The following is a 13554-nucleotide window of genomic DNA, read 5'->3' as shown; positions in this document are numbered from 1 at the left end:
CCAGCTCCTAGCGTCGCCGGGCATGAGGACAGTCACCGGGTTCGCCGCGTACGCACCGTCCGAGCCGCTGCAGCCCATCGAGTTCACCCGCCGCGACCTGCGGGCCGACGACGTCGCCGTGCGGGTCACCCACGTCGGGGTCTGCCACAGCGACCTGCACGCCGTCGACAGCCTCTCCGCCGGGAGCCCGCCGCTGGTGCCCGGGCACGAGTTCACCGGCGAGGTCACCGCCGTCGGCGCCGACGTCACCCGCTTCGCTGTCGGTGACGCGGTCGCCGTGGGCAACATCGTCGACTCCTGCGGGGAGTGCGACAGCTGCCTCGCGCACCGCGAGCCCTACTGCCGCCAGTTCCCCGCCACCACCTACGGCGGCCGGGACCTGCGCGACGGCAGCCCCACCCAGGGGGCCTACTCCACCGAGTACGTCGTCCGCGACGCCTTCGTCTACGCCCTGCCCGCCGGGCTGGACCCGGCCGCGGTCGCCCCGCTGCTGTGCGCCGGGGTCACCACCTGGTCACCGCTGAGCCGGGCCGGAATCGGGCCGGGCACGCAGGTGGGCGTCGTGGGCCTGGGCGGTCTCGGCCACCTGGCGGTCAAGTTCGCCGTCGCGCTGGGCGCCCGGGTCACGGTGTTCACCACCTCGGCGGCCAAGGCCGACGACGCCCGGGCCCTCGGGGCGCACGACGTCGTCGTCTCCACCGACGCCGAGGCGATGGCCGCGGTCGCCGGGCGGCTGGACTTCGTGCTGGACACCGCCTCCGGGGCGCACGACCTGGGCCCCTACCTGGGGGCGCTGCGGCTGGACGGGACGCTGTGCGTGCTCGGCCTGCCGGAGAGCTACACGGTCTCGCCGATGGGCCTGCTGGGCCGCAGCCTCACCGTCTCCGGCTCCGGCGGCACCGCCGAGACCCAGGCGATGCTCGACTTCTGCGGCGAGCACGGGCTGACCGCCGACGTCGAGGTGTTGCCGTTCGCCGAGGTGAACACGGCGTTCGAGCGGCTGGCGAAGGGCGACGTCCGGTACCGGTTCGTGCTGGCGGTGGCTCCGTGAGCCGGGTCGACTGGCGCAGGCAGACCACGCTGGTCACCGGCGCCAGCGCGGGGATCGGCGCCGAGTTCGCCCGGCAGCTGGCCACCCGTGGTTCGGACCTGGTGCTCGTCGCCCGGCGGGCCGACCGGCTCGCCGCCCTGGCCGTCGAGCTGACCGCGTCCTCCGGCGTCCGGGTCGACGTCGTCCCGGCCGACCTCAGCCGGCCAGCGGCCGGCCGGGCGCTGGCCGCGGAGGTCGACCGGCGAGGGATCGCGGTCACCAGCGTGGTGAACTGCGCCGGCTTCGGAACGCACGGTCCCTTCCACTCCGAGGACGCCGACCGGCTGGCCGAGATGATCGCCGTCGACGTCACCGCGCTGGTCGACGTCAGCCGGGCCTTCGTCGACCGGCTGCGGGCGGCCGGCACCGGCGTGCTGGTGAACGTGGCGAGCATGGCCGCCTACCTGTCCACGCCCGACATGGCGACCTACGCCGCGGCGAAGGCGTTCGTGCTCAGCTTCACCGAGGCGCTCTGGGCCGAGTCGCGGGACAGCGGGCTGCGGGTGCTCGCCCTCTCCCCGGGCGCCACCGACACCGAGTTCTTCGACGTCCTGGGCACCGACGCCGCGGACGGAGGTCGCGGCCGGCAGTCCCCGCAGGAGGTGGTGCTCACCGCGTTCCGGGCGCTGGAGAGTCGCACCCCGCCGCCCAGCGTGGCGGTCGGGCGGGCGAACCGGGCCACGCTCCCGGTCGTGCGGCTGCTGACCCGGCGGCGCGCGGTGCTGCTGATGGCGGCGATCACCGGGCGGGCGGCGGCCGAGGACCGGACGGGACGCCGTGCCGCCGCCTAGCCTGGCCGTCATGACCGCGGTCACCCGGGAGACGTCCCTCGGCATCCGGCAGGTCTCCGAGGAGACCGGCCTGAGCATCGACACGCTGCGCTGGTACGAGCGCGAGGGGCTGCTGCCGCTGGTCGAGCGCAGCGCGAGCGGCCAGCGGCGCTACCCGCCGGGGGCGCTGCGCTTCATCCGGCTGGTGCAGGCGCTGCGCCGCACCGGCATGCCCGTGGCCGACGTGCGGGCGTTCGTCGAGGCCGGCAGCGGCGAGCTGGCCAACCACCCGGGCCGGATGGCGCTGCTGGAGCGGCAGTGCGTCCAGATCGAGCTGCGGCTGGCCGAGCTGCAGGACGACCTGGCGGTGGTGCAGGCCAAGATCGAGACCTACCGCCGGTTGATCGCCCGCGGCTTGGACTGCGAGGACGACGTCCCCGAGGACGTGCTCGAGCAGATGGACGACGACGGCCTGCTGGCCGGCCTGCTGCCCCAGGCCTCCTCGTAGGGGCCCGCCCGAGCGTGCGAGGGGTGGGGAGGTCCTCCCACCGCTACAGGTAGAGGCCGGTCGACTCCTCGATCCGCTCGGCGGCGACGGCGTGCACGTCGCGCTCGCGCAGGATGATCAGGTCCTCGCCGTGCACCTCGACCTCGTGCTGGTCCTCCGGGGAGAACAGCACCTGGTCGCCCACCGCGACCTGCCGGACGTTCGGCCCGACGCCGCGGGCCTCGCCCCAGACCAGGCGCTTGGCGACCTGCGCGGTGGCCGGTATCAGGATGCCGCCGGTGGACCGCCGGTCGCCGTCCTCCTTGCGGAGGGAGACCAGCAGGCGGTCGTGCAGCATCTTGATCGGGAGACGGGCAGCGTCCTCGGGCACGGCGACGACGCTACGTCAGCCCCAACCCAAGCTGTGGAGCTTCTCCTCGTCGATGCCGAAGTGGTGCGCGATCTCGTGGACGACGGTGATGGTGACCTCCTCGGCCACCTGGTCCTCGTCGTCGCAGATGTCGCAGATGGCCTCGCGGTAGATCATGATCCGGTCCGGCAGGGTGCCGCCGTAGTCCGCACCCCGCTCGGTGAGCGCGTACCCCTCGTAGACGCCCAGCAGGTCCGGTTCCTCGGGGTGCCGGTCCTCCACCAGGACGACGACGTTGTCCAGCAGGCCCATCAGCTGCGGGGGCACCTCGTCGAGGGCGTCGGCGACCAGCTCCTCGAACCGGGGGAGCGGGAGCGGGTTCACCAGCTGGTGGGCTGCGGGCGGCCCTCCTCGTAGCCGGCCGCGCTCTGCACCCCCAGCACCGCCCGCTCGTGGAACTCGTCGACGGTGCGCGCGCCGGCGTAGGTCGCCGAGGACCGCACCCCGGCCACGATCCCGTCGATGAGGTCCTCGACGCCGGGGCGGGCCGGGTCCAGGTACATCCGCGAGGAGCTGATGCCCTCCTCGAACAGCGCCGCACGGGCCCGGTCGAAGCCGCTCTGGGTCGACGTGCGGGCCTTCACCGCGCGCGCCGAGGCCATCCCGAAGCTCTCCTTGTACTTGCGGCCACCGTCGTCGTAGAGGTCGCCGGCGCTCTCGTAGGTGCCGGCGAACCAGGAGCCGACCATCACGTTCGCCGCACCCGCGGCCAGCGCCAGGGCCACGTCGCGGGGGTGCTTGACGCCGCCGTCGGCCCACACGTGCTTCCCCAGCTCGCGGGCGGCCGCGGCGCACTCCTCGACGGCGGAGAACTGCGGGCGCCCGACGCCGGTCATCATCCGGGTGGTGCACATGGCGCCCGGGCCGACGCCGACCTTGACGACGTCCGCGCCGGCCTGGACGAGGTCACGGGTGCCCTCGGCGGTGACCACGTTGCCGGCCACCACCGGGACCGACCCGGCAACGGCGCGGACCGCGCGGACGGCCTCGATGGCCTTCTCCTGGTGGCCGTGCGCGGTGTCCACCACGAGCACGTCGACGCCGTGCGCCAGCAGCGCCTCGGCCTTGCCGGCGACGTCGCCGTTGATGCCCACGGCCGCTGACGTCAGCAGCCGGCCCTGCGCGTCGACGGCCGGGGCGTAGATCGCCGAGCGCAGCGCGCCCTTGCGGGTGATGAGGCCGACCAGCCGGTCGCCGTCGAGCACGGGGGCGGCGTTGACCCGCTCGTCGGAGAGCACGTCGAAGACCTTGGCCAGGTCGGTGCCGGCCGGGATGGTGAGCGGGTCGTGGGTCATGACCTCCGACAGCTGGGTGAACCGGTCGACGTCCCGGCAGGCGCCGTCGGTGACGATGCCGACCGGGCGCCCGGCCTCGACCACGACCACGACGCCGTGCGCGCGCTTGCCCATCAGCGACAGCGCCTCCGACACCGTGGCCGTGCGGCCCAGCGTGATCGGGGTGTCGTAGACGGTGTCGCGGGACTTGATCCAGGACACGACCTCGCCGATCACGTCGACCGGGATGTCCTGCGGCAGCACGGCGACCCCGCCACGCCGGGCGACGGTCTCGGCCATCCGCCGGCCGGAGATCGCCGTCATGTTGGCGACCACGACCGGGATCGTCGTCCCGACCCGGTCCGGCGTGGTCAGGTCGACCTCGAGCCGGGAGCCGACCGTCGAGTGCCCCGGCACCATGAAGACGTCGGAGTAGGTCAGGTCGTGGTCGGGACGGCGGTCGCCCAGGAAGCGCATGCCCCGATGGTCCCAGCCGCGGGACGGCGGCGCCGCGCCGGAGGGGTCCTCAGGCCAGCCTCGCCTTGCTGGCGGGCGGGTGTGGAGGCTGTCATCGTTGTGACCATGACCACACTCCAGGAGATGCCCCAGGTCCAGGGTTGCTCGGCGAGCAGCTGCTCCTACAACGCCGAGGAGGCGTGTCACGCCGGTGCGATCACCATCGGCGGCGACCACGCGCACTGCGGGACCTTCGTCGAGATCTCGTTCCGCTCCGGCCTCGACCGCACCGGTGTGGTCGGCGCCTGCCACCGCAGCGACTGCACCCACAACGAGTCGCTCGAGTGCACCGCGGCGAGCGTCCAGGTGGGGTCGGCGGACGACAAGGCCGACTGTCTGACCTACTCCGCGCGCTGAGTCCACCGACCGCCTCGAGCGGTCAGCCGGCGGGCACCGCCAGGTCGTCGAGCGCCGTCTCCAGGTGCGGCCGGCCGGTCTCGGGCACCCGCAGTGCGGCCTGCGCCACGGCCAGGGCGGCCACCGGGTCGGCGTCGTCGACCAGCACGGTGTGCCCGGCCGCCGCCAGGGTCGCGAGCGCGGCCAGGACCGTGCGCCGGTCGGACGTGCCCAGCCCGTCGGTCAGCCGGTCGACGAGGACGACGGCCTGTCCTGCAGCCGCGGCCAGGGTGCGCAGCCGGGCGGGGACGCCGTCACCGGCGCCGGCCGTCACCCGGCCCACCCCGAGCGCTGCGTGCCCCCCGGCGCACCGGGCGCTGTCCGGGTCGAGGGCGGCGAGGACCGCTGCGCGCCGGGCGGCGGGGCCCAGCAGGACCACGACACTGCGCACCGGCAGTTGCAGGGACACGAACACACCTCTCGACGACGGCCTCCGGCAAGGTGAGGCTAACCTCAGGTGCACGGGACGTCCACCGTCGTCACCGGGAGATCACCGGAGCCGGGCGGTCCGCCACCTACGATCACAGGCGTGATCGACCTGCGCCTCGTCCGCGAGAACCCCGACCTCGTCCGCGCCAGCCAGCGTGCCCGGGGAGCCGACGAGTCCCTGGTCGACGCCCTGCTGTCCGCCGACGCCGACCGGCGGGCCGCGGTGAAGGCCGCCGACGACCTGCGCGGGGAGCAGAAGGCCGCCTCCCTCGCCGTCCGCGGCGCCTCCAAGGAGGAGCGTCCGGCCATCCTGGAGAAGGCCAAGGCGCTGGCCGCCGCGGTGAAGGAGGCCGAGGAGGCCGAGCGCGCCGCCGACGAGGTCCTGCGCGCCGCGCACCTGCGCATCCCCAACGTCGTCCACCCCGACGTCCCGCCGGGCGGTGAGGACGACGCGGTCACGCTGCGCACCGTGGGCGAGGTGCCCACCTATGACTTCGAGGTGCGCGACCACCTGCAGATCGGGGAGGCCCTCGGCGCGATCGACATGGAGCGCGGCGCGAAGGTCTCCGGCGCCCGTTTCTACTTCCTCACCGGCCCCGGCGCCCTGCTGGAGTTCGCCCTCGCCCAGCTGGCGATCACCCGGGCGGTGGCCGCCGGCTTCATCCCGGTGATCGCCCCGGCGCTGGTCAAGCCCGAGGCGATGGAGGGCACCGGCTTCACCGGCGAGCACGACGAGGAGATCTACCGGGTCGAGCGCGACGACCTGTACCTCGTCGGCACCTCGGAGGTCGCGCTCGCCGGGATGCACAGCAAGGAGGTGCTCGACCTCTCCGCCGGGCCCCGCCGCTACGCCGGCTGGTCCTCCTGCTTCCGCCGCGAGGCCGGCTCCTACGGCAAGGACACCCGCGGCATCATCCGGGTGCACTGGTTCGACAAGGTCGAGATGTTCAGCTTCTGTCCGCCCGAGGAGGCCGAGGCCGAGCACCGCCGCCTGCTGCAGTGGGAGGAGGAGTTCCTCCAGCTCCTCGAGCTGCCCTACCGGGTGGTGGACATCGCCGCCGGCGACCTGGGCACGAGTGCCGCCCGCAAGTTCGACATCGAGGCGTGGTTCCCCAGCCAGGGCGCCTACCGCGAGCTGACCAGCACCTCGGACTGCACCACCTTCCAGTCCCGCCGGCTGGCCATCCGCTCCCGTGACGCCGACGGCAAGCCGCAGCCGCTGGCCACCCTCAACGGCACGCTCTGCGCCATCGCCCGCACCATCGCCTGCCTGCTCGAGGTGCACCAGCAGGCCGACGGCTCGGTGCACGTGCCCGCCGCGCTGCGCCCCTGGTTGGGCGGGCACGCCGTGCTCACCCCCGGCATGTCGCTGGCCGCGGTCGCCGGGCCGGGGGTGCCCGCATGAGCAGCCTGCTGCCGGACGGCGCTGCCCCGGTGCTCGGCGTCCCGACCGGCGCCGGCCTGACCGCGCCGGCGGGGGCGGCCCTGGCCCGGGACGTCGTCGACCTGGGCGACCTCGGCGCGCGGCTGGGCAGCTGGCGGCCCCGGGTCGTGGTCAGCGACATGGACGGCACGCTGCTCGACGGCGCGGGCGTGGTGAGCGCACGCACGCACGCGGCCGTCGCCGCCTGCCGTGCCGCCGGGCTGCCGGTGGTCGGGGCGACCGGCCGGGGGCCGCGCCTGCTGGAGAGCGTCCGGGAGGCGCTCGCCGGGCAGGGCCTCGCCGTCCTGGCCCAGGGCGGGTACGTCGTCCGCCTCGGCACCGGTGGTGCGCCCGACGAGGTGCTGCGCACGGTCGGGATGTCGCGCGAGGTCGCCACCCGGGTCATCGCGGCCATCGAGGAGGTGGCCGGTGAGCTCGTGGTCGCCGTCGAGGACGCCGCCGACCAGGTGGAGGCGCTGCGCCCGCTGCGCGTCCAGCACGGCTTCGACTGGCCCTACCCCGAGCCCGCGCAGCTGCTGCCGCGGCACGAGGTGCTCCCGGTCGGGGCGGTGCTCAAGGTCTTCCTGCGCTCGCCGAGCCTGGTGGAGGACGAGCTGGTCGCCCTCGCCCGCACCGTCGTCGACCCCGCCGACGCCGAGCTGACCCACGCGGGTCTCGGCTTCATCGAGGTGCTGCCGCCCGGGGTCACCAAGGCGACCGGCCTCGCCGTCGTCCTGGCCGACCTCGGCCTGGAGCTGTCCGACGTGCTGGTGTTCGGCGACATGCCCAACGACCTGCCGATGATCGAGGCGGTCACCGCCGGCGGGGGCCGTGCGGTGGCGATGGCCAACGCGCACCCCGCGGTCCGCGCCGCTGCCGCCGACCGCACCAGCGGTCACGACGCCGACGGGGTGGCCCGCTACCTCGAGGCCCTCCTGGCCCTCGACGACGGTGCCCTCGACCACGGTGCACTCGACGACGGTGCGCCGGGGGTGCACGGTGGCTGACTGGCGCCCGTCGCTGATCGTCAGCGACATCGACGGCACCCTGCTGGGCCCCGACGAGGTCATCACCGACACGACGCTGGAGGAGCTGGGCCGCTGGGCCGAGGCCGGTGTCCCGCTGCTGCTGGCCACCGGCCGGCCGCCGCGCTGGATGCTGGGCATCCGGGAGCAGCTGGGCAGCGGCCTCGCGGTCTGCTGCAACGGCGCGGTGCTGCTGGACCTCGAGCCGTTCACCGTGCTGGAGGAGCACCCGGTCACCACCGACGTGCTGGAGGAGGTCACCGGCGAGCTGCGGCGCCGCGAGCCGGACACCTGGTTCGCCGTCGAGTACGGCGACCAGTTCCGACACGAGCCGATCTACCAGCCGCGGTGGGACGTCGACGCCCCCGGCGTCTCGGTCGCCACGCTGGCGGAGATGGTCGCCCAGCCGGTGGCCAAGCTGCTGGCCCGGCACGAGCACCTGCCCCGGGAGCAGTTCGTGGAGATGGTCGCCGACGTCGTCGGCGACACCGCGACGGTCACCAACTCCTCCTCCGACGCGCTGGCCGAGATCTCGGCCCGCGGTGTCACCAAGGCCACCGGGCTGGCCCGGGTCGCCGCCGAGCGCGGGCTCGGGCCGGCCGACGTCGTCTACTTCGGCGACATGCCCAACGACCTGGCCGCCTTCGACTGGGTGCGCGAGGGCGGCGGCCGGGCGGTGGCCATGGCCAACGCCCACCCCGACGTGCTGGCTGCGGCCACCGACGTCACCGACGCGCACACCGCCGACGGCGTCGCGGTCTTCCTGGCGTCGCTGCCGCGCTAGACCGACGGGACCCGGCGCGGGCGCGCCGGGTCCGGTCCGGTGGTGCACGACCGGAGTGCCCGGTACCGGTCATCCCGGCGGTGGGGCTGCCGATGAGGGAGGGGACACCGGTCGGTACGCGGCCGGACCAGGCCATCCCGTGCTGCCCGGAGGTTCCCCTTGCCCGACCGACCCACCCCGGCGCCCGGCACACCGGTCCCCGCAGCCGTGCCCGAGGACGTCCTCGAGCTGCGCCGCATCGCGACCGCCATGCGGGAGTCCTCCGCGATGGTCGAGCTCGCGCTCGACGGCACCGTGCTCACGGCCAACCAGCACTACCTCGACCTCATGGGGTACTCCGCCGAGGAGCTGATCGGGCAGCACCACCGGATGGTCTGCGACCCCGTCCACGCCGCGTCCGCCGAGTACGCGGCGTTCTGGGAGCGGATGGCCGCCGGGGAGATCGACGCCGGCGTGGTGGTCAAGCGGCGGGCCAAGGGCGGCCGCGAGGTGTGGCTGCGCGGCTCCTACATCCCGATGCCCGACGCCTCCGGCCGGCCGGTGAAGGTCGTCGTGCTGGCCACCGACATCACCGAGGGGAAGGTCGCCGCGCTGGAGCGGCAGAGCCAGGCCGTCGCCCTCGACCGGTCGCAGGCCGTGATCGAGTTCGCCCTCGACGGGACGATCCTCACCGCCAACAGCAACTTCCTGCACGCGATGGGCTACCGGCTCTCCGAGGTGCGCGGCAAGCACCACCGCATGTTCGTCGAGCCCGCAGTGGCCGCCAGCGCCGAGTACACCGAGTTCTGGCAGCGGCTGGGCACCGGTCAGTTCGAGGGCGGCGTCTACAAGCGGCTGGCCAAGGGCGGCCGCGAGGTGTGGCTGCAGGCCACCTACAACCCGATCCTGGACGACGAGGGCCACCCGCTCAAGGTCGTCAAGTTCGCCAGCGACATCACCGTCGCGCGGCTGGCCGACGCCGAGTCCCGGGGCAAGGTCGCCGCCATCGACCGGGCCCAGGCGGTCATCGAGTTCAAGACCGACGGCACCGTGCTCGGCGCGAACACCAATTTCCTGGAGACGATGGGCTACGCCCTGCACGAGGTCGTGGGCAGGCACCACCGCGTCTTCTGCGAGCCGACCCTGGCCAGCAGCCCGGAGTACGAGGAGTTCTGGGCGCGGCTGGGCAGCGGCGCGTACGAGGCGGGGGAGTTCAAGCGGCTGGCCAAGGACGGGCGCGAGGTGTGGCTGCAGGCCACCTACAACCCGATCCTCGACGACAGCGGCAAGCCGATCAAGATCGTCAAGTTCGCCAGCGACATCACCGACGCCAAGTTCGCCGACGCCGAGGCCCGCGGCAAGGTGGCCGCCATCGACCGGGCGCAGGCGGTCATCGAGTTCGACCTCAGCGGCCGGGTCCTGACCGCCAACCAGAACTTCGTCGACACGATGGGCTACGCGCTCACCGAGATCCGCGGCAAGCACCACCGGCTGTTCTGCGACCCCGTGGAGGCCGCCTCCGACGAGTACGCGGAGCTCTGGCAGCGCCTGGGCCAGGGCCACCACTCGTCCGGTGAGTACAAGCGCCGGGACAAGGACGGGCGCGAGGTGTGGCTGCAGGCCACCTACAACCCGATCCTGGACGACTCCGGCCGTGTGCTGAAGGTGGTCAAGTTCGCCACCGACGTCACCCGGGCGAAGCGGCAGAACGCCGAGTTCACCGGCAAGGTCGCCGCGATCGAGCGCGCCCAGGCGGTGATCGAGTTCGCCCTGGACGGCACGATCCTCACCGCCAACCCCAACTTCCTCGACACGCTGGGCTACACGCTGTCGGAGGTGCAGGGCAAGCACCACCGCATCTTCTGCGACCCGCTGTACACGACCACCGAGGAGTACCGGGACTTCTGGGAGAAGCTGGGCAGCGGGGACTTCCACAGCGGGGAGTACCGCCGGCTGCACAAGAGCGGCCGGGACGTGTGGATCCAGGCGACCTACAACCCGATCCTCGACGACGCCGGCCGGCCCTTCAAGGTGGTCAAGTTCGCCAGCGACGTCACCGCGACCAAGCTGCGCAACGCCGAGATCGAGGCCCGGGTCAACGCGGTGGACCGCGCCCAGGCGGTCATCGAGTTCGACCTCGAGGGCAACGTCCTGGCCGCCAACGACAACTTCCTGCGCACGATGGGCTACTCGCGGCGCGAGGTCGTGGGCCACCACCACAGCGAGTTCTGCAGCGACGACTACATCCGCTCGCCGGAGTACCGCGACTTCTGGATCCGGCTGGCCGACGGCGAGGTGCTGGCCGGCCGGTTCCACCGCAAGGGCAAGTACGGCCGCGACGTGCACATCCAGGCCACCTACAACCCGATCCTGGACCTGACCGGCAAGCCCTTCAAGGTGGTCAAGTTCGCCTACGACGTGACCGCCGAGGTCGAGCGCGAGCGCCGGATCGCCCTGGGCACCAAGGAGATGACCTCCTCGGTGCAGCAGCTGTCGGCCTCCATCGAGGACATCGCCCGTAGCTCCCAGACCGCGACCGGCCTGGCCGCCGAGACCCAGGACAACGCCCGGCAGGGCGTGGAGGCGCTGCGCGCCTCGCTGGAGGCCATCGCGCTGATCCAGAAGTCGTCGAACTCGATCACCGAGATCGTGCGGGTCATGGGCGAGATCGCCAACCAGACCAACCTGCTGGCGTTCAACGCCTCGATCGAGGCCGCCCGGGCCGGTGAGCACGGCGTCGGCTTCTCCATCGTCGCCGGCGAGGTGCGCAAGCTGGCCGAGCGCTCGTTCACCGCCTCCCAGCAGATCGGCAAGCTCATCGAGGAGTCGGCCGAGCGGGTGTCGCAGGGCTCGGAGGTCTCCAAGCGGGCCGAGAACGCCTTCGAGCGGATCGTCAGCAGCGTCACCCGGACCAACGAGACGATCCTGAGCATCTCCGAGTCCACGCACCAGCAGCAGGCCGCCTCCCGTGAGGTCGACGAGCTCATCGCCCAGCTCGCCGCCGCGGACTGACGGTCGTGACCACCTCGCTGCAGGAGCTGCTGTCCGCCGACGCCGAGGGCGAGCGCGGGGACGTCGTCTACGGCCTGCTCCGGCTGGCCGGGACCGACGTCGCCCTGCCGCTGTCGGCGCTGCGGGAGGTCGTGCCCTGCCCGGCCGAGCTGGCCGGGCTGCCCGCGGTGGCACCGGGGCTGCTCGGTGCGATCGAGCTGCGCCGGCTCGTGCTGCCCGTGCTCGACCTGCAGGCGGTGACCGGCCGCTCGCAGGAGCGGCGCGCGGACCAGGTCGTCGTGGTCGTGGCCTCGGGCGAGCGGGTCCTCGGGCTGCTGGCCGACCAGGTGCAGGGCATCTGCGAGGTCCCCGCCGACATCCTGGTGGCCGCGCAGGCGCACGGCGGCGGTCTGCTGTTCTCGCACACCTTCCGGCACCCCGAGACCGGGCGGGCCTACAGCGTGCTGGACGCCGCGGCGGTGCTGCGGCTGCCGGGCGTGCCCACGGTCACCGACGTGACCCGGGCCCCCACCGCCGTGCGCGACGGCGGCCCGTCGGCCGGCCGGCGCACCCTCACCGTGCTGCGCTGCGGGGAGTACCGGCTGGCGGTCGACGCCGCGCACGTGCACACCACCATCCCCACGCCGGACCTGCGCCCGTCCGTGCTGAGCAGCCGGATGTGCCCGGGCACGGTGGTCTACGACGACCGGGAGGTGCCGGTCGTCGACCCGCTGGTCCTGCTCGGCCTCGGGGAGCTCGCGCGCGCCGACACCGGCGCCGGGCTCGTGCTCGACCTGGGCACCGGCTACGTGGTGCTCGCCCTGAGCGAGCTGCTCGAGCTCGCCCACGTCGGCCCGGACGACGTCCTGCCGACCCCGTCGTTCGCGCTGCCGCGGCCGGACCTGCTCGACGGGATGGTGCAGGTCGAGGACGTCGGTGACTGCCTGGTGCTGGACGGGGCGGCGCTGCTGGCCGACGCCCAGCTCTCGGGCTTCGCGTCGGTGAACACCGCGCTGGAGCCCACCCACGGCGGTGACGAGGCGACGCTGTCGGCGGCCGCCGCGGCGGCCGGCGGGGCGCCGGCGTACCTGACGTACTCGATCGGCCTGGACGTCGCCACGCCGCTGGAGCAGGTCAGCGAGATCCTGCCGTTCCCGCAGACCCTCACCCGGACGTCGGTGCCGGGGCTGCTCGGGCTGATCACGCACCGGCGGGCGGTGGTGCCGGTGCTGTGCCTGGCCACGCTCATCGGCCGCCCGAGCCCGCCGGTGACCGCCTCGACCTGTCTGCTGCTGGTGGACGTCGACGGTGCGTCGGTCGCGTTCGCCGTGGACACGCTGCGCAGCATCGACCCGCTGACCTGGACCGACCCCGAGCAGGTCCGCGACCGCGGGACCGACCAGCTGGAGCGGGTGCTGCAGACCTCGCCGCTGGTGCAGGTCGGCGGACAGACACGGCTGCTGCCCGGGCTGGACCTGCAGCGGGTGGCCCGCGCCGTGCAGGGGCCGGTCGCCGTCCCGGTGCCCCGGGTGCCGTGGTCGGAGGAGCTGGTCGCCGGCTGAGCCCGCCGGCCGGGGGTGCGCCCCGGCCGGCGGGAGGGGTCAGCTGGTGACGATCGCCACGGCGGCGACGACCAGCACGATCGCCAGGACGATGCCGACGGCGCCGAGCACGACGCCGGCGGTGGCCAGCCCGGTCGAACCCGGCTGCTTGCGGGCGCGCAGGCCGAGCACGATGCCGACGACGCCCAGGACGATGCCGAGGATCGGGACGAAGAGCGCCGAGATCGGGCTGAGCAGGCCGGTGACGAACCCGGCGACGGCCTGGCCGTTGGAGCCGGTGGCCGTGCCGGTGGTGTCGGGCCGGTGTGCTGCGGTCATGCTGGTCCTCCCGTGGACGGGGCCGGTGACTCCGGCCTCCGGTGACCGACGGTGACGACCGGCAGGGTCGACGGCAACGC

Annotated in this window: 14 protein-coding genes; 9 read left to right on the top strand and 5 right to left on the bottom strand. The window is 73.7% G+C overall.

Annotated elements, in window-relative coordinates:
- Positions 1-22 precede the first annotated feature (22 nt).
- The 3 genes from O2W14_RS19045 to O2W14_RS19035 are packed head-to-tail and all read left to right on the top strand — an operon-like array spanning position 23 to position 2368.
- The gene (locus O2W14_RS19045) at positions 23-1051 is read left to right on the top strand and encodes an NAD(P)-dependent alcohol dehydrogenase (protein WP_269177704.1); all 1029 of its coding nucleotides are present in this window, start codon (positions 23-25) and stop codon (positions 1049-1051) included.
- The gene (locus O2W14_RS19040) at positions 1048-1881 is read left to right on the top strand and encodes an SDR family NAD(P)-dependent oxidoreductase (protein WP_269177703.1); all 834 of its coding nucleotides are present in this window, start codon (positions 1048-1050) and stop codon (positions 1879-1881) included. Before O2W14_RS19045 ends, O2W14_RS19040 begins: the two co-directional genes overlap by 4 nt.
- A gap of 10 nt (positions 1882-1891) precedes the next feature.
- The gene (locus tag O2W14_RS19035; RefSeq protein WP_269177702.1) at positions 1892-2368 is read left to right on the top strand and encodes a MerR family transcriptional regulator; all 477 of its coding nucleotides are present in this window, start codon (positions 1892-1894) and stop codon (positions 2366-2368) included.
- 43 nt (positions 2369-2411) lie between these two features.
- Here the strand turns inward: O2W14_RS19035 and O2W14_RS19030 are convergent, their stop codons facing one another.
- From O2W14_RS19030 to O2W14_RS19020, 3 genes are read right to left on the bottom strand one after another with little or no spacing between them, the layout of a single operon-like run.
- Positions 2412-2738, bottom strand: coding sequence for a GroES family chaperonin (locus O2W14_RS19030; protein WP_269177701.1), 327 nt, complete (start codon positions 2736-2738; stop codon positions 2412-2414).
- Between the two features lie 15 nt (positions 2739-2753).
- Entirely contained in the window at positions 2754-3101 is a 348-nt protein-coding gene (locus O2W14_RS19025; RefSeq protein WP_269177700.1) for a metallopeptidase family protein, read from the bottom strand.
- A complete protein-coding gene (locus O2W14_RS19020) occupies positions 3098-4528 on the bottom strand; it encodes a GuaB1 family IMP dehydrogenase-related protein (protein WP_269177699.1) in 1431 nt (476 codons plus the stop codon). Before O2W14_RS19020 ends, O2W14_RS19025 begins: the two co-directional genes overlap by 4 nt.
- A gap of 105 nt (positions 4529-4633) precedes the next feature.
- Between O2W14_RS19020 and O2W14_RS19015 the strand changes: the two genes are divergently transcribed.
- Positions 4634-4924 (top strand): DUF1540 domain-containing protein, encoded by a 291-nt coding sequence (locus O2W14_RS19015; RefSeq protein ID WP_269177698.1) that lies wholly within the window; start codon positions 4634-4636, stop codon positions 4922-4924.
- Between the two features lie 22 nt (positions 4925-4946).
- Here the strand turns inward: O2W14_RS19015 and O2W14_RS19010 are convergent, their stop codons facing one another.
- Positions 4947-5372, bottom strand: coding sequence for a hypothetical protein (locus O2W14_RS19010; protein ID WP_269177697.1), 426 nt, complete (start codon positions 5370-5372; stop codon positions 4947-4949).
- A 120-nt stretch (positions 5373-5492) separates the two neighbouring features.
- Between O2W14_RS19010 and serS the strand changes: the two genes are divergently transcribed.
- The 5 genes from serS (at position 5493) to O2W14_RS18985 (ending at position 13156) form a co-directional block, all read left to right on the top strand.
- A complete protein-coding gene (gene serS, locus O2W14_RS19005; RefSeq protein WP_269177696.1) occupies positions 5493-6797 on the top strand; it encodes a serine--tRNA ligase in 1305 nt (434 codons plus the stop codon).
- A complete protein-coding gene (locus O2W14_RS19000) occupies positions 6794-7822 on the top strand; it encodes an HAD family hydrolase (RefSeq protein ID WP_269177695.1) in 1029 nt (342 codons plus the stop codon). Before serS ends, O2W14_RS19000 begins: the two co-directional genes overlap by 4 nt.
- Positions 7815-8624, top strand: a complete 810-nt coding sequence (locus tag O2W14_RS18995; RefSeq protein WP_269177694.1) for an HAD family hydrolase — start codon at positions 7815-7817, stop codon at positions 8622-8624. Before O2W14_RS19000 ends, O2W14_RS18995 begins: the two co-directional genes overlap by 8 nt.
- Positions 8625-8831: 207 nt before the next feature.
- Complete coding sequence (locus tag O2W14_RS18990; RefSeq protein WP_269177693.1) at positions 8832-11615, top strand: methyl-accepting chemotaxis protein; 2784 nt, start codon at positions 8832-8834, stop codon at positions 11613-11615.
- 5 nt (positions 11616-11620) lie between these two features.
- Positions 11621-13156, top strand: coding sequence for a chemotaxis protein CheW (locus O2W14_RS18985; RefSeq protein ID WP_269177692.1), 1536 nt, complete (start codon positions 11621-11623; stop codon positions 13154-13156).
- Between the two features lie 39 nt (positions 13157-13195).
- Here O2W14_RS18985 and O2W14_RS18980 read toward each other — a convergent pair whose 3' ends face one another.
- On the bottom strand, positions 13196-13474 hold the full coding sequence (locus O2W14_RS18980) for a hypothetical protein (RefSeq protein WP_269177691.1): 279 nt from the start codon (positions 13472-13474) through the stop codon (positions 13196-13198).
- Positions 13475-13554: the final 80 nt, after the last annotated feature.

It is taken from the genome of Modestobacter sp. VKM Ac-2986 (assembly GCF_026967795.1).
Classification (GTDB): domain Bacteria; phylum Actinomycetota; class Actinomycetes; order Mycobacteriales; family Geodermatophilaceae; genus Modestobacter.
This window is presented reverse-complemented; position numbering and strand designations above follow the sequence as displayed.

Bases quoted from the DNA above. Each gene is read 5' to 3' on its own strand.
- O2W14_RS19045 (WP_269177704.1), top strand. From the start codon at position 23: ATGAGGACAGTCACCGGGTTCGCCGCGTACGCACCGTCCGAGCCGCTG.
- O2W14_RS19035 (WP_269177702.1), top strand. From the start codon at position 1,892: ATGACCGCGGTCACCCGGGAGACGTCCCTCGGCATCCGGCAGGTCTCC.
- O2W14_RS19020 (WP_269177699.1), bottom strand. From the start codon at position 4,528: ATGCGCTTCCTGGGCGACCGCCGTCCCGACCACGACCTGACCTACTCC.
- O2W14_RS19015 (WP_269177698.1), top strand. From the start codon at position 4,634: ATGACCACACTCCAGGAGATGCCCCAGGTCCAGGGTTGCTCGGCGAGC.
- O2W14_RS19000 (WP_269177695.1), top strand. From the start codon at position 6,794: ATGAGCAGCCTGCTGCCGGACGGCGCTGCCCCGGTGCTCGGCGTCCCG.
- O2W14_RS18980 (WP_269177691.1), bottom strand. From the start codon at position 13,474: ATGACCGCAGCACACCGGCCCGACACCACCGGCACGGCCACCGGCTCC.